At 43.1% G+C, this 20514-nt stretch carries 16 protein-coding genes; 10 read left to right on the forward strand and 6 right to left on the reverse strand.

Annotation, left to right across the window (positions count from 1 at the left end):
* Positions 1-85: 85 nt before the first annotated feature.
* Entirely contained in the window at positions 86-1429 is a 1344-nt protein-coding gene (locus PY364_RS01785; RefSeq protein ID WP_343277546.1) for an AAA-like domain-containing protein, read from the forward strand.
* A complete protein-coding gene (locus PY364_RS01790; protein WP_275519946.1) occupies positions 1426-4125 on the forward strand; it encodes an AAA-like domain-containing protein in 2700 nt (899 codons plus the stop codon). Before PY364_RS01785 ends, PY364_RS01790 begins: the two co-directional genes overlap by 4 nt.
* Positions 4126-4197: 72 nt before the next feature.
* Here PY364_RS01790 and PY364_RS01795 read toward each other — a convergent pair whose 3' ends face one another.
* The 4 genes from PY364_RS01795 to ribBA form a co-directional block, all read right to left on the reverse strand.
* The gene (locus PY364_RS01795; RefSeq protein ID WP_275519999.1) at positions 4198-5928 is read right to left on the reverse strand and encodes an ATP-binding protein; all 1731 of its coding nucleotides are present in this window, start codon (positions 5926-5928) and stop codon (positions 4198-4200) included.
* 334 nt (positions 5929-6262) lie between these two features.
* The gene (locus PY364_RS01800; RefSeq protein WP_275519948.1) at positions 6263-6388 is read right to left on the reverse strand and encodes a hypothetical protein; all 126 of its coding nucleotides are present in this window, start codon (positions 6386-6388) and stop codon (positions 6263-6265) included.
* Between the two features lie 50 nt (positions 6389-6438).
* Positions 6439-7875: a pentapeptide repeat-containing protein gene (locus PY364_RS01805; protein WP_275519950.1), complete on the reverse strand. Its 1437-nt coding sequence runs from the start codon at positions 7873-7875 to the stop codon at positions 6439-6441.
* Between the two features lie 141 nt (positions 7876-8016).
* The gene (ribBA, locus tag PY364_RS01810) at positions 8017-9780 is read right to left on the reverse strand and encodes a bifunctional 3,4-dihydroxy-2-butanone-4-phosphate synthase/GTP cyclohydrolase II (RefSeq protein WP_275519952.1); all 1764 of its coding nucleotides are present in this window, start codon (positions 9778-9780) and stop codon (positions 8017-8019) included.
* Positions 9781-10141: 361 nt separating this feature from the next.
* Between ribBA and cysK the strand changes: the two genes are divergently transcribed.
* Positions 10142-11128 (forward strand): cysteine synthase A, encoded by a 987-nt coding sequence (gene cysK, locus PY364_RS01815; protein ID WP_275520000.1) that lies wholly within the window; start codon positions 10142-10144, stop codon positions 11126-11128.
* Positions 11129-11163: 35 nt separating this feature from the next.
* On the forward strand, positions 11164-11313 hold the full coding sequence (locus tag PY364_RS01820) for a hypothetical protein (protein WP_275519954.1): 150 nt from the start codon (positions 11164-11166) through the stop codon (positions 11311-11313).
* 220 nt (positions 11314-11533) lie between these two features.
* Here the strand turns inward: PY364_RS01820 and PY364_RS01825 are convergent, their stop codons facing one another.
* Complete coding sequence (locus PY364_RS01825) at positions 11534-12958, reverse strand: cytochrome P450 (protein WP_275520002.1); 1425 nt, start codon at positions 12956-12958, stop codon at positions 11534-11536.
* Positions 12959-13159: 201 nt separating this feature from the next.
* Here PY364_RS01825 and PY364_RS01830 point away from each other — a divergent pair, with 201 nt between their 5' ends.
* The 3 genes from PY364_RS01830 (at position 13160) to PY364_RS01840 (ending at position 16664) form a co-directional block, all read left to right on the forward strand.
* Entirely contained in the window at positions 13160-15370 is a 2211-nt protein-coding gene (locus PY364_RS01830) for a phosphoketolase (protein ID WP_275519956.1), read from the forward strand.
* A 72-nt stretch (positions 15371-15442) separates the two neighbouring features.
* Complete coding sequence (locus tag PY364_RS01835; RefSeq protein ID WP_275519958.1) at positions 15443-16033, forward strand: Uma2 family endonuclease; 591 nt, start codon at positions 15443-15445, stop codon at positions 16031-16033.
* Positions 16034-16070: 37 nt separating this feature from the next.
* The gene (locus PY364_RS01840) at positions 16071-16664 is read left to right on the forward strand and encodes a Uma2 family endonuclease (protein ID WP_275519960.1); all 594 of its coding nucleotides are present in this window, start codon (positions 16071-16073) and stop codon (positions 16662-16664) included.
* Here PY364_RS01840 and PY364_RS01845 read toward each other — a convergent pair.
* Positions 16658-18925, reverse strand: a complete 2268-nt coding sequence (locus PY364_RS01845; RefSeq protein ID WP_275519962.1) for an FdhF/YdeP family oxidoreductase — start codon at positions 18923-18925, stop codon at positions 16658-16660. The genes PY364_RS01840 and PY364_RS01845 overlap by 7 nt on opposite strands.
* 18 nt (positions 18926-18943) lie before the next feature.
* Between PY364_RS01845 and folK the strand changes: the two genes are divergently transcribed.
* From folK to PY364_RS01860, 3 genes are read left to right on the forward strand one after another with little or no spacing between them, the layout of a single operon-like run.
* Positions 18944-19432, forward strand: coding sequence for a 2-amino-4-hydroxy-6-hydroxymethyldihydropteridine diphosphokinase (folK, locus tag PY364_RS01850; protein WP_275519964.1), 489 nt, complete (start codon positions 18944-18946; stop codon positions 19430-19432).
* A 28-nt stretch (positions 19433-19460) separates the two neighbouring features.
* Entirely contained in the window at positions 19461-19889 is a 429-nt protein-coding gene (locus PY364_RS01855; RefSeq protein ID WP_275519966.1) for a DUF29 family protein, read from the forward strand.
* Between the two features lie 28 nt (positions 19890-19917).
* Positions 19918-20466 carry an NUDIX hydrolase gene (locus tag PY364_RS01860; protein WP_275519968.1) on the forward strand — a complete coding sequence of 183 codons (549 nt, stop codon included), beginning with the start codon at positions 19918-19920 and terminating at the stop codon, positions 20464-20466.
* Positions 20467-20514: the final 48 nt, after the last annotated feature.

Below are 20514 nucleotides of genomic sequence, written 5' to 3' on the forward strand. Positions count from 1 at the left end.
ACCGCCGGGACGGCGGCGTTACAAACAATTATGAGTAAGTGCTAACACAGTTAAGGCGTTAAACTCGGTTTTCGGTAAAAGAGAAGTGCTCAAGTCAAAACGCGATCGCGGTCGAATTCTTACCGCCTCTGGGTTGAAAAAAATTAACGAGGCAATTCAGGAGTGGTCTGACCACAACAACCTCAAAGGCACGCTAGCTGAGGTAGAGGCGGAGTCAGGTGTCGGCGCTGATACTGTCAGCAAAATTCGACAGGGCCGAGATGGAGCCGACCTCAGCAAAATTCGCCAGTTATTCGCGACTTTTGGACTCACCCTTGACCCAAACGATCATAATTCCTCTAAACCTGATAGCAACCAAGCAACTACGGAATTTACAGTTAGTAATGATATTCTTTTACCCACAGCAGAACCAGAATTGCCGGGGGGACAAGTCGATGTAAATTCTAGATTTTATGTGGAACGACCACCAATTGAAGAACGTTGCTATGAGACAATTTTGCAATCAAGTGCATTAATTCGGATTAAAGCTCCGAGACAAATGGGTAAAACTTCTTTACTTTCTCGGATTTTAGATAGCGCTTCAGGTCAAGGTTATTGCACCGTTCCGCTGAGTTTTCAGCTAGTAGATAAAGGTGTGTTTGCGAATTTGGATAAATTTTTAAAGTGGTTTTGCGCTTATATTGGGCGAGAATTGAACTTGCCGAATCAATTAGATGATTATTGGGATGAAATTTTTGGCAGTAAGGTTAATTGCAAAGATTACTTTGAAAAGTATATATTGCCGCAAATAGATAGTCCGCTAGTTTTAGGTTTAGATGAAATTGACCGGGTTTTTCAATATACGGATATTGCCGAAGATTTCTTAGGATTGCTACGAGCTTGGCATGAAGAATCAAAACGCCGGGAGATTTGGAAAAAACTAAGATTAATTGTGGTTCACTCCACAGAAGTTTACATTCCCATGAATATCAATCAATCGCCTTTTAATGTGGGATTGCCAGTGGAATTGCCGGATTTTAATGCTCAGCAAATCGAGGATTTAGCACAGCGGCATGATTTGAATTGGTCAGAGCAAGAGGTGTTAGAATTGATGGCAATTGTGGGCGGCAATCCTTATCTAATACGAGTAGCATTATATCATATTGCACGGCATGATTTGACCCTTGAACAGCTCAAGCTAACTGCTTTTGGAGAAGCTGGAGTTTATAGCGAACACCTACGTCGGCAGTTGTGGAATTTGGAACAGTATCCAGAATTGACGGCGGGAATGAGAGAAGTAGTTATGGCGAGTTCTTCGGTACAGTTAAAAACAATGCAGGCATTTAAATTAGAAAGTTTAGGGTTGGTAAAATTACAAGGTAATGAGTGCAGTCCTAGATGTGAATTGTATCGCCAATATTTCAGATTACACTTGAGTCAAAATTTGTGAGAGAAACAAAACCATCCTACTATCAAGTCGGCGGGAGTCTAACGGGTGATGCTTGCAATTATGTGAAGCGCCAAGCAGATGACGACCTCTACAGCGCATTAAAAGCGGGAGAATTTTGTTATGTTTTGAATTCCCGACAGATGGGAAAATCAAGCTTACAGGTACGAACAATACAAAAGCTAAAAGCTGAAGGAATAGCCTGTGCAGCGATTGATATGTCGGAAATTGGGAATCGGGGCGTGACTCCTGAACAGTGGTATGCTGGTCTAATTCGCACCATAGAAAATAATTTTAATCTCTCAGATGTTGTCAATGTCCGAACTTGGTGGCGAGAGCGCGATTTTTTAGCACCTGTGCAGCGTTTGAGCGAGTTTATAGAAACTGTAATGCTGGCTAATATTAGCAGCAATATTGTAATTTTTATCGATGAAATTGACAGCATTCTAGCTCTCGATTTTCCCGCCGATGATTTTTTTGCTCTCATCCGTTCTTGCTACAATAAACGTCCTAATAATCCAGAATACAATCGCCTCACCTGGGTACTTTTGGGGGTGGCATCGCCCAATGATTTATGTACAGATAAAGTTTCCAGTAGCACGCCTTTTAATATTGGCAAGGCAATTGAATTAGCAGGTTTTGACGAAGAGGAAGCACAACCTTTAACTACTGGGTTGGCTGCGGTTACAGAAAATCCCCAGGCTATTTTAAGGGAAGTTTTATTCTGGACTGGAGGGCAACCTTTTTTAACTCAAAAAGTTTGCAAGCTCATCCTTGAACATACTGATTCAATCGAAAATTTACTGCAATCTACCCCGGAGTTTATAGTTAAAAAAGTGGTGTATCAGAAAGTAATTAAAAATTGGAAATCTCAGGATATTCCAGAGCATCTTTCGACAATTCGGGATCGCATTCTTAGAGAAGATCGACATATTGTTAGACGCTTAGGATTATACCAGCAAATTTTACAACAAGGCGAAATTGCTGCTGATGGGAGTCCCGAACAGATGGAGTTACGGCTATCAGGATTAGTGGTTAAATATGGAGAAAAATTAAAAGTTTCCAACCTAATTTATCAGCATATTTTTGATATAAATTTTGTGGATTATGAGTTAGGGAAACTACCACCTTACTCTCACGCAATCAAAGCATGGCTAAATTCTAATTGTCAAGATTCTTCTCAGCTATTACGGGGTGATGATTTGCAGTCAGCATTAGTGTGGGCTGCTGACAAAAGTTTGAGAAACCATGATTTTCAATTTTTGACAGCTAGCCAGCAAGTAGTGTTAGATGACCAAAAACAAACCCTAGAATCTGCTAAAATTGAAACAGAAAAAGCTGGAATTGATGCGGTAAAAGCAAAAGAAGAAGCAACATCTTCAAAGCAAAAAGCCAAACAATGGATTGGGATCGGCTCTGGGGTATTGGCGGCATCTTTGGTAGGCGCAATTAGTTTTTCAGCTCTAGCTTATCAACGATTTCAACTAGCACAAACAAGTATTGAGATAGAACAAAATGGGACAGATGCCTTACTTTTGGCTATATCTCAAAACTCAGAAAATAGCCAAGCTTTATTAGAGGCTTTACCGAAGGCAATTGCGGCGGGTCAAAAGTTGAGATCATTGGTAAAAAATGAGCCAATTTTACAGCGATATCCAGCAACAAGACCTCTATTAGCTTTACAGGTAATTCTCGACAAACTTGATACACAAGAGCAATTTAAAGAGTCTTCTATTCAAACAAGGGAGATAGCTTGGAAAGGTCATGTTGGTGCTGTCACCAGTGTTGATTTTAGCCAAGATGGACTATTTTTAGCGACGGCTGGAGTAGATAATTTAGTGAAAATGTGGAATCTAGCAGGTAAAAAAACTTATGAATGGAAAGCTTTACAAGAGTCAATTAACAGCCTTGTCTTTAGTCCAGAAGGGAAATATTTAGCCACAGGGGGAAGAGATGGAACTGTCAAATTATGGACTTTATCAGGGCAAAAAATTTATGAATGGAAAGCTGTTAAAGGAGCCATTACGAGTATCAGTTTTAGCCCTGATGGGAAGCTTTTAGCGGCGGCTGGCATAGATGATACAGCAAGGCTATGGAATCTTTCTCAACTGCCAAAATTAATAACCTCTGATGTTACACTTCCAGGTAATAATGGTTTAGTGAGAACCGTAACATTTAGCCCAAACGGGAAATTTTTAGCGACTTTAGATGGCAATTCTACAATACGGCTTTGGAATGTATCAGGAAAGTTACAAAAAACTTTGCCTACTCAAGCTATTAGTATTAGCTTCAGTGCTTCTCCGCTGCAAAGGCTATTTACCACAGTAACTTTAAATGGTAAAGTTGGACTGTGGGATATGTCAAATAAGGATTTATTTAATGAGATTGAAACTTTGCATTTAGATACTAAGTTAATCAGTTTTAGCCCCGACGGGGAGCGTTTTGCCACTGTAGGAATTGATAGGACAGTGCGGCTGTGGAATTTGGCGGGGCGACAAGTTGCTCAATTTGAGTTTAAGGAGAATGTTGTTAGTGTAAACTGGAGTCCTGATGGTAAAAAACTTGCCGTAGCCGGAAGTAATGGTACTGTCTCGCTGAGGCGGATTGAAGGGTTGGAGGAATTGCTGGTGGAAAGTTGCAATTTTTTAAGCCATCAACCTAATTATGCTAGTAGAGTTTCGAGTATGTGCAAATTTTAGCGCGATCGCCTTGACTTGCCAAAACCACTAAAAAGATTTACAATTATTATCCTATGTCGTTATTCTAGCTCCCTAAAATCCCAAATCAGCCAAAGCAGATTCCGCCTCGTCAAACACATCATCATCGGTCATATCTTCCCAATCAACATCGCCAATTTCCCTGTAAAACTTCTCATCATAGGGACGAGTTTGCACCACAACGGGCATAGGTACAGCGTGCCCTAAAACTAAAGCTTGCTGCTTAGAATCCAATTTAGACAAAACAGATCGTAAACTTTGCCCCCCAGAAACCCCGGTAAAAATTGCATCAATATCCTTATCATCATTCAGCAAAGCAGTAATTCGCGTACCAACTTGTGACATTACCTCAGCGTCAATTCCCGAAGGCCTTTGATCTACAACTAATAACGTCACAAAATATTTTCGCATCTCCCTAGCAATTGTACCAAAAATCGTCGAGCGGACAATAGCCGGGTCGAGAAAACGGTGAGCTTCCTCAATTGTAATCACTAAAGGTTGAGGACGATCGCACGGATTTTTACTCCTTAAAAAATTGTCTGCTTTCTTCACATAGGACTGGTGAATTCTGCGAGTAATTACATTCGCCGCTAACATATAAGATAGCATATCCGAATGAGAGCCGAACTCAATCACTACATTTTTACCCGCATCTAAAGATTGCAAAATTTGCCCGACATAATTATGATTGGAACGATTGCGAATATACTTTAGATCGTTTAACCGTTCAAGTTTTCGCTGCAAGGCCATAATTGAAGACTTATTGCCCCGTTTTTCTTCACAGAACATTTGGATGTCTTCATTAGTCATTGCCAACAATTTGTTAATCCAAGAATTGCCTAACTCGTTACGCAGAATTATCGCATTTTCTATACTCGCTTCTGAAAGATTTAACTCCCGCTGCACGAGAGAAATATCTTCAACATCTATTTGATCGTAACTTAAATAAAGTTCCATTGCATCCCGTACACCCCTGCGTTTTGTAGCTTCAGGATCGAGGGTATAAATTTCAATTTGACTCGGAAATAACTGCCGCAAACCTTTAACTGTGCTAAATTGCTTACCTTCCGAAACAGCTTCCCAGCCGTATTCAGAGTGCATATCAAAAATTAGATTAACTGCCGCTTTTTTGCGAATTATCCCCGATAAAAGCAAGCGAGTTAAAAAAGATTTCCCAGTTCCAGACTTGCCGAAAATTCCATTACTGCGTTCCACAAACCGATCTAAATCGAGGCAAACATCGACTTCCATATCGATCGGTTGGCCGATGGCAAAGTTGCGGCGGGTGGGGTCATCTTCCCAGCCAAAAACTGCCCGAAAGTCGCCCTCTGTCGCGTCGAAAACTTGAGAAAAATGGCTGGGAATAGTTTTTACAGGTAGTAACTCAATATCAGCACTAGATTGCACTTCCATTGAAGACAAACTAGAATTATTAGACTTTCTCTGCTTGGTGTTACTGACATTTGGAGGGAAAATTGCCTGCTGCTTTTCTCGTTCAGCAGTCAACATCAACATTGGTGATAATTCAATTGTACCATAAGTGCTACTGCCAGCGAGAACGGCCTGCATGAAGTCGTCATTTGGGTGAGGCGGGTTTGCTAGAATGCGATCGCTAGAAGTTCCGAGAGATACATCAGTAAGCATACAGAAAAAGTGCGATCTTACTCCTCGCACTACTAAAAATTTACCTACTCTCATTTCTTCTACGGAAACATCAGGATGTAGCCGCACTTCTAATCCCTTGCTGAGGGAACCTTGAATCACAGAACCTAAAGGTTTATCCATTTTAGATGGTAATTGGTAATTGGTAATTGGTAATTGGTAATTGAGCATACTTCCGTCATTGCGAGCCAAGCGAAGCGCGTCAAGCGAAGCGCAGTTGCGAGCCAAGCGAAGCGCGTCAAGCGAAGCGCAGTTGCGAGCCAAGCGAAGCGCAGTTGCGAGCGAAGCGAAGCAAGCCCGAAGCAATCTGAGGGTACGAAGCAAGCCCGAAGCAATCTGAGGTACGAAGCAAGCCCGAAGCAATCTCAAGTCTTTGCGATTGCTTCGCTTCCCGCCACGCTTCGCTCGCGGCTTCGGCTTTTCGCAATGACACCATAGATTATCCTTGGTAATGACATCATAGACAGGACTTACGCACGATTACGTAACGCCGCCATCCTGGCGGTAAATTCACCGCCAAGATGGCGGCGTTACTGATAGTTTTGCGTAAGTCCTGATAGATTATCCATCGTAATGATATCATATATTACCAACAGTTAACAGTTAACAGTTAACAGTTAACAGTTAACAAAATTATTCTACAGAATTTGGTAGCTCAAAAAACGTTTGACTAAGAGCCACATCAGTCATATCAGTTTCACTCAAATAAGCATCGGTCAAAAATACTCCCTTCAAATTAGCCCCCTTCAAATTAGCACCTTTAAGATTAACCCCTCTCAGATTAACTCGAAATAAATTTGCCTCAGTTAAATCTATCTCACTCAAATCAGCACCCTCCATATTTACCCTCATTAACTCAGCTTTTCTGAGGTCAGCACCGCTTAAATTTGCGCCAGTGAGATCGGCTCTAGTTAAATCAGCGCCTCTCAAATCTGCTGCACTCAAGTTTACATGAAGCAAACTCGCTCCTGTCAAGTCAGCCCCCCTCAAATCTGCCTCGCTCAAATTACCGCCGCTGAGGTCAGCTCTAGTAAAGTCTACTTCTCTAATGTCAGCAGCGCTCAAATTTATCTGATGTAAAATTGCACCTGTCAAATTTGCTCCTCTCAAATCTGTACCCTCCAAGTTTGTAGCTTTGAGATAAGCTTTTTTCAAGTTAGCTTTGCTGAGGTCTACTTTTCTCATATTGGCACCGCTTAAGTTAGCACCACTTAAATCAGCGCCGCTTAAATCAGCACCGCTTAAATCAGCACCAACTAAATTTACCCCTTGTAAAGAGACATTGGGAGCGATTAAGTAGGCTCCAGCGAAACTGGGGTCAATACCTTCAGAAAATAAAGTCCGATTATTATAAACAGCTTTTTCTAAAATAGTGGCCATTAAACTTGCTTCTCTTAAATCTGCACCGCTGAGATTGGCTCCTGATAAATTTGCTCTATCGAGTTTTGCGCCAAATAAGTTGGCTTTAATTAAACTCGCTCTCCTCAAGTCGGCTCCTTTCAAATCAGCACCGCTGAGATCGACTTTGCTAAGATTTAATCCTGGTAGGGAGACGCTGGGAGCAAGCAAGAAAGCTCCTGCCTCTGTGGGGTTAATATCTTGAGGGAAAATGGTGCGGTTATTGTAAACAGCTTTATCCAGAATTGCACCGCTCAATTGGGCTCCTCTAAAATCTGCGCCGCTGAGGTTGGCTCCTGCTAAGTTGGCTTTGTCCAAATTGGCTCCAACTAAGTTGGCCATAATCAGACTTGCTTGTTGGAGGTTAGCTCCTGTGAGCTCTGCTCCTACGAGAGTCGCTTCTTTCAGCGAGGCTCCTCTCAAGTCTGCTGCGGTGAGGTTGGCCAAATTCATAAATGATTCGGATAAGTCTGCTCCGCTGAGGTTGGCTCCGCTCAAGTCTGCTTCAATCAGGTCGGCATATTTGAGGCTAGCATTGCTGAAGTTAGTGTCTCTGAGGTCGCTTCCCCTCATGTTGGCTCCCCGGAGTTCCGCACCCGCGAGGTTGGTACCTTTGAGTTCTTGTCCTCTGAGATCGAGGCGGTTGAGAAAGTCGCCAACGTTCAATTCCATTTCACTAATTCCCTTGAAGTCAGCAAGTTTGTGCTCTTTTTGCGTTCCTGTAACCCGATATAGCAGTTTTCAATTGAATTAAATACACCCTCCCCCGCTTTCGTGACTAAAGGGAGGGTGCCCGATAGTGTTTCAAGTTTCTCACTCGTGAGTTTTGATATTGGTGAAACTGTATATTACTTGAGATTGCAGTTGTGCTGCCACTGAGGAAGGTAGAAGAGGTAGGGGGAATGTTTGCCTGTCCAATTGTACCTGTAAGGTTTTAAGGGGATCGGAACCGGAGGAGACGATGAATTCTAATTTTTGTAGTTGGGGCCAGGTTGTTGCGATTTCGTCAAGAATTTGGGCGATCGCATTAATGTAGGGGTGGTTGGGTTCGGAGTACCAATGGGGAGAAGCAAGTCCGACCTGATCGAAGCCTAAGTTTACAATTAGGGAGGCTTCGCCGAATAGGGCGATCGCCACTGGTCTAGCTTCTTCTTGCAAAATCAAGTCATGGCTTTTCGCGATCGCCCGCAGTTTCTCTAAGCGATCGTAGCGATCGTAAATTGGAGACTGGGGACTGAGGACTAGGGATTCTAGTTCTCCTGCTTCTTCCTTGCTTTTTCTTGCTTCTTCCTTCTTCCCTCTTTCTTCTTCCTTGATTTCAATTGCTACTGTGACTAAATAGGTCTGTAACAGTAGGTGGCCGAGTTTTTCGGCTTTTGTGGCCAAATAGATGGAATTGTAGTCTGTGGCTTCGATTAGCAGGGGAACGCGATCGGTAACTTCAATTCCATAACCTTTTAAACCAGCAATTTTGCGCGGATTGTTGGTAATCAAGCGGATTTTTTTGACACCCAAATCGTTGAGCATTTGTGCTCCAACGCCGTAATTTCGGAGGTCGGCGGGAAAGCCTAAGCGTTCGTTTGCCTCGACGGTATCAAAGCCAATGTCTTGCAGGGAGTAAGCTTTTAATTTGTTGATCAGGCCAATTCCCCTGCCTTCTTGCCGTAAGTAAACTATTACGCCCGATCCGGCATTTTCAATCATTTTCAATGCCGCTTGTAACTGCATTCGGCAGTCGCAGCGCAGAGAACCCAAGGCATCTCCGGTAAGGCATTCGGAATGGACGCGCACCATAACTGGTTTATCTTTGAAATCAGCGAGGTCGCCTTTGACTATGGCGACGTGCTCGGCGTTGTCCTGAAGGTCGCGGTAAGCGTAAATCAGGAAATCACCGAATTGAGTGGGCAATTTGGCGACGGTTTCGCGACGGACAAAGCGATCGTGTTTGAGGCGATAGCTAATTAAATCGGCAATGCTAATAATTTTGAGCTGGTGGGTTTTGGCGTATTCGATTAATTCTGGCAATCTGGCCATCGAACCGTCGGGGTTTTGAATTTCGCAGAGAACGCCTGCGGGGTATAGTCCTGCGAGTCTTGGTAAGTCAACTGATGCTTCGGTATGACCGGCCCGTTTTAATACGCCGCCGTCTTTTGCTCTGAGGGGAAAAATATGGCCGGGACGACGCAGTTCTTCTGGTTTAGTGGTGGGGTTGATGGCGATTTGGATAGTGCGAGCTCGGTCTTCGGCGGAAATGCCTGTGGTGACGTTGCTAACGGCATCGATGCTGACGGTGAAGGCGGTTTGATTGCTGTCGGTGTTTTTGCTGACCATCAGGGGTAGGTCGAGTTGGTCGAGGCGATCGCCAGTCAATGCCAGACAAATCAATCCCCGCGCCTGAACTGCCATGAAATTAATCATGTCCGGGGTGGCGAATTGGGCAGCACAAATGACATCGCCTTCGTTTTCACGGTGTTCGTCATCGACTACCACTAGGGCGCGTCCGGCTTTGAGTTCCGCTAGGGCGGCATCTATTGAGTCAAATTCAAAGGGTTGAATGGAGTTGTTTTTGGGCTGCACAGAGGAGTTCAATTTAACGAAACCGTAATGTTATGAAATGGTAATTTATTTTTAATTCTAACCTTATAACAGGCAAGATGCCTGTTCCACAAAGACTGTATTTTATTGTGGGGTGGGCTTCTAGCCCGCCCATGAAAGTCTAGGCGCTTCTAGGTTTTAATTAAATCTGTGATAATTAGTAATTACTTGGGTAATGGCAAAAGTATTTGCACCAGAAATTTTGGATTTCACGGTAAATAAAGGCGCAATTGCTTTGACCCAACTAAGCCTTTAAATCTTGAAAAACCCTAAAACTTTATCGATAAAGGGTGTTTTCATGGTAAAAACATCATTGTTGATAAAAAATCAGAGGGGTATTTCCATGCGAATTGCTAAAGATGTGACGGAACTAATTGGGCGGACTCCTTTAGTTCAGCTTAACAAAATTCCACAAGCAGAAGGTTGTGTAGCTCGAATTGTAGTGAAGCTAGAAGGGATGAATCCGGCGGCTTCAGTAAAAGACAGAATTGGGGCTAGCATGATTCTAGCAGCAGAAGAGGCGGGTGCGATCGCACCAGGGAAAACAATTTTAGTAGAACCGACTTCGGGAAATACGGGAATTGCTTTGGCAATGGTAGCGGCGGCGAAAGGCTACCGTTTAATTTTAATCATGCCAGATACGATGAGCTTAGAGCGGCGGGCGATGCTGAAAGCTTATGGGGCAGAATTGGAATTGACACCAGGATATGAGGGGATGAAAGGTGCGATCGCGCGGGCGACAGAAATTGCGGCCACAACTCCCAATGCTTTTATGCCGCAACAATTTAACAACCCTGCTAATCCTAAAATTCACCGGGAAACGACAGCAGAGGAAATTTGGGCAGATACTGACGGCGAAATCGATTTCTTAATTTCTGGGGTTGGTACTGGGGGGACAATTACGGGGATTGCTGAGGTAATTAAACAGCGGAAACCGAGTTTTCAAGCGATCGCAGTTGAACCTGTCAACAGTCAAGTGCTCGCGGGAGGTAAAGCAGGGCCACACAAAATTCAAGGCATTGGGGCGGGATTTGTACCCGAAGTCCTTCGCCAGGAACTAATCGATGAAGTAATTGCCGTTAGCGATGACGATGCGATCGCATTTAGCCGCAGATTAGCCAAAGAAGAAGGATTGCTTTCAGGTATCTCTGCCGGTGCAGCTTTATCAGCAGCAATTACCATCGGCAAGCGCCCAGAAAATGCTGGGAAACTGATAGTAATGGTACAACCTAGCTTTGGCGAACGCTACCTGAGTACAGTGCTCTTTAAAGATATCGAATCTGTCGCTGAATCACCGCGCCCCCTAACAACCACTGCCTCAGATAATTAATCGAATTAGGCTCAAACTTTGGGGAAAATCTGATTTTGCAAATATATAGCAGGAGGCAGAAGGTAGAGGCGATCGTAGCAAGGATTTCAGCAATCTATCCTGTCCTAAATGCCTTGGCGGTTGCTATATCTGTAACGCCGCCATCTTGGCGGTTTCTTTACCGCCAAGATGGCGGCGTTACCTAAACCCTGCTTAAGTCCTATTGAAGTACCCTACAAATAGAAAGGGCGGAAGATGTTAGCCATAGCTAACACACTTCCGACCGCTCTGAATTAACAGGGTATGCATATCTGTCTCTTATTATTACAGGCAGGCTTTTGATTTCTCAAGTGGGCTATTGCAATTACCCACTTTTACGGAAAATCAGTGCAATCAGGGTATTCCTAGGAACTCCCATTTCCAATTTCAAACAACACTAGCAAGGGGTTGATGGACTTCTGGGCGCATTCTTCGCCCTCTGATTACCATCTTCACGCCGCCAGCGGGCCCTAAAGTTACGCCTCGACGCTTCGCACGCACGGGATTTTTCTCTGCTAAGGCTAAGTTGTAATCTCGCAGAATTACAGCTAATACTAATTTCATCTCCAGTTGCGCTAATGCTAGGCCGATACAACGACGAGCTCCGCCGCCGAAGGGTAAATATTCGTAAGGGGAGAATTGCCTTTCTAAAAATCTCTCTGGTCTAAATTCCTGGGGATTTGGGTATAAATCCTCGCGGCGGTGTGTGAGGTAAATTGAGCCAATTACGGTTGTGCCAGGTTGAAGCTGATAACCCATTAATGAAACGGGTTCGCGCGCAACTCGCGGAAATGTAAGCATTGCGACGGGATAAATCCGTAGGGTTTCATTGCAGACGGCGGTGAGGTAAGGTAGTCGAAAAATCGCCATTGGGTCGGGATTTTCGCCTAAATTGTCGAGTTCTTGTAGTAATTTTTCGCGTACTGCTGGTATTTGGTGTATCCAGTAAAATGCCCAGGCTAAGGCGGTGGCGGTGGTTTCGTGTCCGGCGAAGAGTAATGTTAGTAGTTCGTCTCGCAATTCTTCATTGGTCATCGGTTGGCCGTTTTCGTCGATCGCGGCCATCATTAAGCTGAGGATGTCGGTGCGATCGCTGTCTGGTTGGGCTCTGCGTTCTGCAATTTCGGCAAATAGGATTTCGTCAAGTTGCCTTTGTCGCTGCATCATCCGTCCCCAGGGACTCCAAGGGCCGAAATCTTGCTGCATCCAGTTAAAAAATAGGATGCTGGATCTCAGGGGTGAACCTGTCATGTCTAGCATTTCAGCGAGAATTGGTCGGAGTTGTTGGAAGCGGGGCCCTTGATCTAGACCGAATACGGTGTGAAGGATGACGCGCATGGTAATTTCTTGCATGACGCTGCGGGTGGAGAAGGGTGTGGCGATCGCTTGGTTACTGATAACTTCGCTGGCGATCGCGCAAATTTTCTCGCTGTAATTCCGCATCCGATCGCCGTGAAAGGGGGGCATTAATAATTGTCGCTGACGTTTGTGGCGATCGCCTGAAAGCAGAATCATTGAATTCTCCCCCAGCATGGGTTTTAAAATCCCGTTCGCGCTTCCGGGGGCTTCAAAGGCCGTGTTTGTGAGCATTTCTTGCATCCCTTGGGGATTGCTAATCATTACGAAGGGATCGAGTTTTCCCCATTGGATTGTAAAAATGTCGCCGTATTCTTTTGCATATCGATCCATATATGCCAATGGATCGCCGATCCATTGAATTAACTGCACGTAGCGCAAAGTTTTGGTGCCATTAGGTAGTGTCATTTTTGTTACAGTTTGGTAATTGGTAATTGGTAATTGGTAATTGGTAATTGGTAATTGGTAATTGGTAATTGGTAATTGGTAATTGGTAATTGGCACCTTCCCGATCTTCCCTTCTTCCCCTCTCTACCTCTTTCCCTAGTCCCTAGCCCCTAGCCCCTAGCCCCTTCTTTAAATGATGATTTTTTGTAACAATAAAGTTATAAAATTAATTTTAAATTGATTCTATCCCAAATTTTAAGGTATTAAGGAATGACTGCAACTACTCCGAAGGCAACGTCAGCAACTCCCGCTTTTTGCGAAGGTATCCAATATTTTGGCGACGCTGTGCCGGGTTTTGAGACTTATGGAAAGCCTGCGATCGCGGAGGGTTCTGGTGCGATCGCGGATTGTACAGAGCCCGCTGCCGTGTTTCAAACTTTACTTGCAGCGGATGCTTTGCGCTACTTGACTCTGCAAGTTACGGGAAGTAAAGCTTCTGGACATCCGGGGGGTTTTGCGAGCCAAGTGGAGGCCTATGCAGCTTTAGTTATGCTGGGCTACAAGAACATTCTAACAGAAGTAGGGCATCATGCGCCAGGATTTTATAGTGCCATGTTTCTCGATCGCTCTTTGGAGGATATGGGCATTGAAACTGTGCAACAATTGCGCGATCGGTTCCGCGAACAACACGGACTTTTAGGCCACCTTTCCGGTTATATTCCTGGCATTTTAGCACCTGCTGGCCCCCTCGGTCAAGGGCAACATTTTGCAATGGCCGCCGCACTTTTGCACCGCGACAAACTGTTTCCTTTCACGATGGGAGATGGCGGCATGGGGGAACCTTATCCCATGAGCAGTATGGCACATTTTCACACTGCTTATCCTAGCGTTACCAACTTTTTACCCGTGTTAGTTTGGAACGGTTTTTCTCAGGAACATCATAGCATGGTTTCGACTAAAACCAATGCCGAAATGATTGCTTATTGGCAAGGCAATGGTTTTGAAGAAGTCATCTTAGTTGATGCGAAAGAGTTTGACGACAAGAATCAACCTGGAGATTACATTGACAGCACTGCTTTTTCAATGAAACAACGCTTGGCCTTTACCCAAGCTGTTTTAGTTGCTGTTGATAAAGCGGCAAAATCTGCCTTGGGTGGTAAATTAACTGTGTTTATCATCAAACAACTAAAAGGCGCAGGCGTTCACGCACGGGGAGCAAAATCCCACAATCTTTATCCCAAAGATACCCTAGAAAGTCAGCATATTATCGATGCTTTGAAAGGTCGTGCTTTACCTGTCGAAGCCTGGGAATTAGTACGGACAAATTGCGAACGTGCTGGCGGTGGCCCTGCTGCTAAAACTGCCGTTACTGAATTTCAATTACCTTTGGCAGATTTGGGAGAATTACCTTTAGAAGAATATGCCGTTGGCGGTGAAGCTAAAGTTTCCACAACCGCAATGGGGCGTTTAGTTGGTAAAGTAGGAGAACGCGATCGCACTTTTATTGTCACTAATGCTGATGGCAATGAAGCATCAGGAATTGCCAATATTAACCAAGCCTTGAAGATTATTCATCCTACCACAGATGACTTATACAATCAATCGCCCAAGGGTCAAGTTTACGAACCATTGAGTGAAGATGCTTGTGCAGGTTTAGCCGTTGGCTTATCACTAATGGGGGCGCGTAGTTTGTGGTGTTCCTATGAATCTTTTGCTATTAATGGTCTTCCAATTTGGCAAACTGTAACGCAAGCAATGGCAGAATTACGGCGACCAACTCCAGCAACTATTACCTTATTTACTGCTGGTGCATTAGAACAAGGTCGTAATGGTTGGACGCACCAACGGCCAGAGATTGAAGCTTACTTTGCAGCCATGATGCGAAATGGCAATGTATTTCCTTTATTTCCCCCTGATGCTAACAGTATTCAAGTCTGTTATGATTGGGCTTTAACAGCTAAGAATAAGGGAATTGTGATTACTTCTAGTAAGTCACCATTGCCAATTCGTACTACCTTTGAACAGACAAAACAAGGTTTAGAAAAAGGTGCCGTTATCTTGCAAGAAATCACCGGGAATAAGACAGTTGTATTTGCCGTAATTGGCGATATGACACTAATCCCTGTATTTGAAGCAGCAGCAGCTTTAGAAAAAGAAGGTATCGGTTCTCGGATTGTTTCTATTATCAATCCTCGCCGTTTGTACCGTTCTAGTGATGTTGCTTGGGATACTTGTTCTGAACCCGATGGCGGCTTTTTGAACGATGTTGAATTTGAGAAAATGTTTGGCGGTAATGCGTTAATTGGCGTAATTGGTGGTGCATCTGGGATGTTAGAACCGATTATGTTACGGAGTAATAGCAAGCGTGATACTTTCGCCTGGAAACGGGGAGAAACTACCGCAACTGCTGGTCAATTGATGGCCTTTAATGGGTTGACTGCTGAAGCGTTGAAAAAACGCGCTATTGAGTTAGCTGATTAAGTTATAATGTGAGTAAATACCCTGCCTAGTTTTTACTAGGTGGGGCTAGCTAGATTAAAATAGGCTATAACTATGACAGCACAAATTTTAGAAGAAATAGGTACGCTTGCAGAACAACGATTGGTTCTCCCCAGTTATTATACTTGGGAACAATTTGAGGCGATCGAAATTTTAATGGCGGATACGCCGGGATTGCGAATCACTTATTTCGATGGGTGTGTGGAATTTATGACCTTAAGTGAACAACATGAGATGATAAAAACCATTTTAGGATTTTTAATCGAACTCTATTTTTGTGAAATTAACATTAGAGTTATCCCCGTAGGAAGTGCAACTCGCAGAGATAAAACAAAAGATGTTTCCTTTGAGCCCGATGAGTCTTATTATATAGGAGAAAAGAAAGAACATCCCGATTTAGCTGTAGAAGTGGCGATTACCAGCGGTAACTCGATCAAGTTGGCAAAATACCAAAGATTGAAAATAGCTGAAGTCTGGATTTGGGAAAATAATCAGTTGTCTATCTATCGACTGCAAGGTGATGATTATCAGCAAATTAGTAGAAGTGAATTTTTGCCAAATCTGGATTTAGATTTGTTGGTGCGTTGTGTGTTAATGCCTTCAATTTTTGAGGCAAGAAATGAGTTTATCAAGGGAATTAGTTAATAATAAAAATCCTCTAAAAAATTGGAGAATTATACCCATGACAGCACAAGTTTTAGATTTAATAACAACAGTTGCAGAACAAAGATTTACTTTACCAGGTGATTATACTTGGGAACAATTTGAAGCATTAGAAGTATTAATGGCAGATGCGCCAGGATTGCGAATAACTTATTTAGATGGGTGTGTAGAATTTATGACGCTGAGTGAAAAACATGAGATTTTCAAGAAAGCAATTGCTATCTTGCTGGAGGCCTATTTTTTTGAAAAAGGTATTTACTTTATCCCCGTAGGAAGTGCGACTTGCAGAGATAGAACAAAAGATGTATCCTTTGAGCCTGATGAGTCTTATTATATAGGAGAAAAGAAAGAACATCCCGATTTAGCAGTTGAAGTAGTAATTACCAGCGGTAACTTGACCAAGTTGGCAAAATACCAGCGATTGAAAATAGCTGAAGTCTGGATTTGGGAAAATAATAAGTTGTCTGTCTATCGACTGCAAGGTGATGATTATCAGCAAATTAGTAGAAGTGAATTTTTACCGGAGTTAGATTTAGAGTTGTTAGTACGCTGTGTATTAATGCCTTCAATAATTGAGGCAAGAAATGAGTTCATCAAGGGAATTAGTCAATAGACAAAAACTGGTACTCGCTTAAATCCTGGAGTCCCAGAACGCTCATCAATTTGTGCCTTAAAGATTGCATTTACTTCAGGATAAAACATTAAAGCTGCACCCTGACGAACAGCACCATAAATAACTTCAACATTTTCTAATTTGCCTGCATCTCCTTGTACTGTAACCCGCTGATGTTCTTTCAAACCTACGCTTTCTGCATCCCCTCGATTCATCAAAATACAATTGCGGTGAGGCATCCCTCGATATTGGTCGCCAATCTTGTAAACGACTGTATTGTGTTGGGAATAGCTGCGACCAGTTATTAGTGAAACAATCACGCCTTTAATTGATTCAGGTATCCCAAAATCTTTTTGATCTGGCAGTATTAGTTTGGGTAAAGGTGTGATAAACATTGCAGCTTTAGTAGAAGGAGTTGGAAATTTTGGTTCTGTAAAAATACGTCCTGAAATCGTAAACTCCTCTTTTGTTTCATCAATATTTGCCATCTTCTCGAATCCAGGGATAGTTTTAGCAATTAATTGCCGCACGTATTTAGTATCTTGAAGTTTGCGCCATTTAACGGGATATTCACCATGAATGCGGTGCGCTAATTCTGTCAGAAACTCTATTTCAGAAATCAGTTCAGCATTCTTGATATGCGTTTCGCCTTCATCATTTAATCGTACAAAGTTATTGCCTGATTCTACAGTTGTTTTATGGGGATTTTCAAATCGATTCAGCACGGGAATAATGATAGTGTTCTGTTTTGCTAAACCGTGAAAATGCCCTAAATTTGGCTTGGTGGCAAGATAGATAATTGTTTCAATTTTTCCCAAGGCACGTTTAGCCTGAGTAGAGTCAGGATTAGCAGCATATAAGTTACCACCAAGACAGATTAGCGCATCTACTTTTTCATCATCTGCTGCTGTAATTAGAGCGCGAGTGTCATAACCTTTAACACGACTTAGTGAACGTCCTAATAGCTTTTCTAGTGTTGCTTGAATCTCTGTTTTTAGATTAACTGTGACACCCATTGAGCCAAAACCTTGGACGTTAGAATGGCCGCGAATTGGCATCACTCCCGTACCTTCAAAACCGACATTACCAGTGATTAAAGCTGTATTAGCAATGCTATAAACATTGTCAACACCGTTATTGTGTTGAGTAATTCCCATTGCCCAACCAAATACAACTCTTTTGGATTTGCCAATAATAGTGGCAGCGGCTTCAATTTCTGGTTGGGAAATACCACAAATTTTGGTAATAGTTTCCCAATCAGTTGTTCGTGCTTGCTCAACTACAAATTCCCAACCTTCTGTATATGCTTGCAGGTATTCTATTTTCACCATTCCCTTCTCAATTAGAGATTTTTGTATGCCAACAAATAGGGCTGTGTCACTACCAGGAATGGGTTGCAAATAGAGAGAAGAAATATCAGAGCCAGTTAGCAAAGACTTAATGGGAAAGGCAGGTGAACCGAATTTAACTAATCCAATTTCTTCGATGGGATTAATCACAATTACCTGACCACCGCGATCGCGCAGTTTGATCAGTTCGTTCATCAAACGGGGATGATTATAAGCACAATTGGAACCAGCCAGCACTACGCAGTCTGCTTGCTTCAGGTTTTCTAGGTCTACCACTGAGGTGCGCGTTCCAAACATTTGTTTGAGGGCAGTTGTAGAAGCGGCGTGGCACAGATCGGAGCAGTCTGCTAAATTATTAGAACCGAGCGATCGCATCATCAATTGTAGCAAAAATGCCGCTTCATTCGAGGAACGGCCGGAACTGTAAGAGGCAACTCGTTCAGGAGATTTGCTAAAAGCAGACAAGGCAATTTGATAAATTTCTTCCCAAGAAATTCGCTCATAATGAGTTTTTCCTGCCCGCAAAATCATTGGAAAACTTAGTCTCCCTAAGCGATCTGCTTCCAGTGATGTTAGTTGTTGAAGTTCATTAATGGTATGTTGAGAAAAAACATTAGCGGAGATAGGTGGTTGGATTTCGGCGGCAATTGCCTCTACACTTTTCATGCAGCGCTGGAGCTTTTCACCGACCTCATTCGTGAAGCCTCCTTTCTGTCCTCCAGTACCCCAAGAACAGGACAGACAAGCACTTTTGTGTAATAAGGTCTTCCAGAGTTTTGGCCCTGACGGGGATAGGGTATGTTCTGCCCAGAATTCAATGATAGGCAAGCCACCTCCCATACTCGGAGTTTCATCGTTTTGATCGCCGAAGGTTGGAGTAGATTCGATATTCTGTTTGATATTTGTGTCCATTTTTGTTAGTTAAATACTATGAAATTAATTAAAGCAGCAATCGCACTTGGAAGCAATCTGGGAGATTCCCTCGCCACCCTCCAAGGGGCGATCGAAACCCTGAATAACACCCCAGGAATCACTGTTAAATCCTGTTCAAACTGGTATCAAACGGCACCAGTTGGCCCCCCACAACCTGATTATATCAATGCCTGTGCTATACTGGAAACAAACTTGGAACCGCAACAATTACTAGAAACTTTACTGGAAATTGAAGCTAAGTTTGGTCGCCAACGCCGAGAAAAATGGGGGCCGAGAACTATCGATCTCGATTTACTATTATACGATCGTCTAATCCTAGAAACTCCGCCACTGGTGCTGCCTCACCCTGGGATGATAGCAAGAGCGTTTGTATTAGTACCTTTGGCAGAAATTGCTTCCGATTGGGTACATCCGGTCAAGGAAATGGCGATCGCAGAACTGGTAAATAGTGTAGACTGTTCAGAAGTACGAGAATTAATATCGTAGATATTACCCAATACTTGAGGTATTAGTTATGGAAGAATTGCTAATGCTCAAAGACTTACTTTTGCAAGGCGATATTCCAGCGGCATTAGTCATAGTCGATGAACTTGAAGAAATGAGCCGAGACGACAAAATTAATAACATTCGTAGCTATGCCAAGATTCTGCTGCTACACTTAATTAAACAGCAGGCAGAACATCGTACTACGCGCTCTTGGGATATTTCTATTCGCAATAGTGTTCGCGAAATTCAGGAAAAAAATAAGCGTCGTAAAGCAGGGGGGTATTATTTAATGCCAGAAGAATTGCGCTCTATTTTAGAAGTTGCTTACATAATGGCAATTGATGCTGCATCATTGGAAGTAAGAGAAGGACAATATGAGCCGGAAGAATTGGCAGCGATGGTTAACCGAGAAGAAATTATCGATCGGGCCTTGGCTTTAATATCGCCAGAGAGTTAAAATTAAACAATCACCATTGAAAATTCCCATGAAAATTGTTGAAGAACTACCACAAATTATCAAACAACGGCTATTTTATCAAGGTCGTAAATTTAGCTTTGATGTCAATCGCCTCCGCCTCCCCAATGGTTCCGAAGGCGAATGGGAATGTATTCGCCATCCCGGCGGTGCATTAGCAGTACCCGTCACCCCTGAAGGTAAACTTGTCTTATTGCGGCAATATCGATTTGCAACTCAAGGAAGGATTTTGGAATTTCCCGCAGGTACTATCGAACCCAATGAAGATCCCGCAGAAACTATCAAGCGCGAAATAGAAGAAGAAACAGGCTATCGCGCTCATAAATGGCAAAAATTAGGGCAGTTTTTTCTCGCTCCCGGTTATTCAGATGAAATTATTTATGCCTTTTTAGCACAAGATTTAGAACTACTAGAAAAACCGCCAGCACAAGATGATGATGAGGATATGGAAGTCGTTTTGTTTACACCTCAAGAATTAGAAGATGCGATTTTAGCAGGTGAACCAGTGGATGCTAAATCAATTTCTAGCTTTTTTCTGGCTCGTCCATTTTTGAATTAAATACCTACAAAATTCATTAAATATATGCTACTCGAATTAGCTATTGGC

This window comes from Kamptonema sp. UHCC 0994, assembly GCF_029167235.1.
GTDB lineage: Bacteria > Cyanobacteriota > Cyanobacteriia > Cyanobacteriales > Microcoleaceae > Kamptonema.

Coding starts and splice junctions, on each gene's coding strand:
- PY364_RS01795 (WP_275519999.1), bottom strand. CDS start 5,928: ATGGATAAACCTTTAGGTTCTGTGATTCAAGGTTCCCTCAGCAAGGGA.
- PY364_RS01800 (WP_275519948.1), bottom strand. CDS start 6,388: ATGATATCATTACGATGGATAATCTATCAGGACTTACGCAAAACTATC.
- PY364_RS01805 (WP_275519950.1), bottom strand. CDS start 7,875: ATGGAATTGAACGTTGGCGACTTTCTCAACCGCCTCGATCTCAGAGGA.
- cysK (WP_275520000.1), top strand. CDS start 10,142: ATGCGAATTGCTAAAGATGTGACGGAACTAATTGGGCGGACTCCTTTA.
- PY364_RS01830 (WP_275519956.1), top strand. CDS start 13,160: ATGACTGCAACTACTCCGAAGGCAACGTCAGCAACTCCCGCTTTTTGC.
- PY364_RS01835 (WP_275519958.1), top strand. CDS start 15,443: ATGACAGCACAAATTTTAGAAGAAATAGGTACGCTTGCAGAACAACGA.
- PY364_RS01840 (WP_275519960.1), top strand. CDS start 16,071: ATGACAGCACAAGTTTTAGATTTAATAACAACAGTTGCAGAACAAAGA.
- PY364_RS01845 (WP_275519962.1), bottom strand. CDS start 18,925: ATGGACACAAATATCAAACAGAATATCGAATCTACTCCAACCTTCGGC.
- folK (WP_275519964.1), top strand. CDS start 18,944: ATGAAATTAATTAAAGCAGCAATCGCACTTGGAAGCAATCTGGGAGAT.
- PY364_RS01855 (WP_275519966.1), top strand. CDS start 19,461: ATGGAAGAATTGCTAATGCTCAAAGACTTACTTTTGCAAGGCGATATT.
- PY364_RS01860 (WP_275519968.1), top strand. CDS start 19,918: ATGAAAATTGTTGAAGAACTACCACAAATTATCAAACAACGGCTATTT.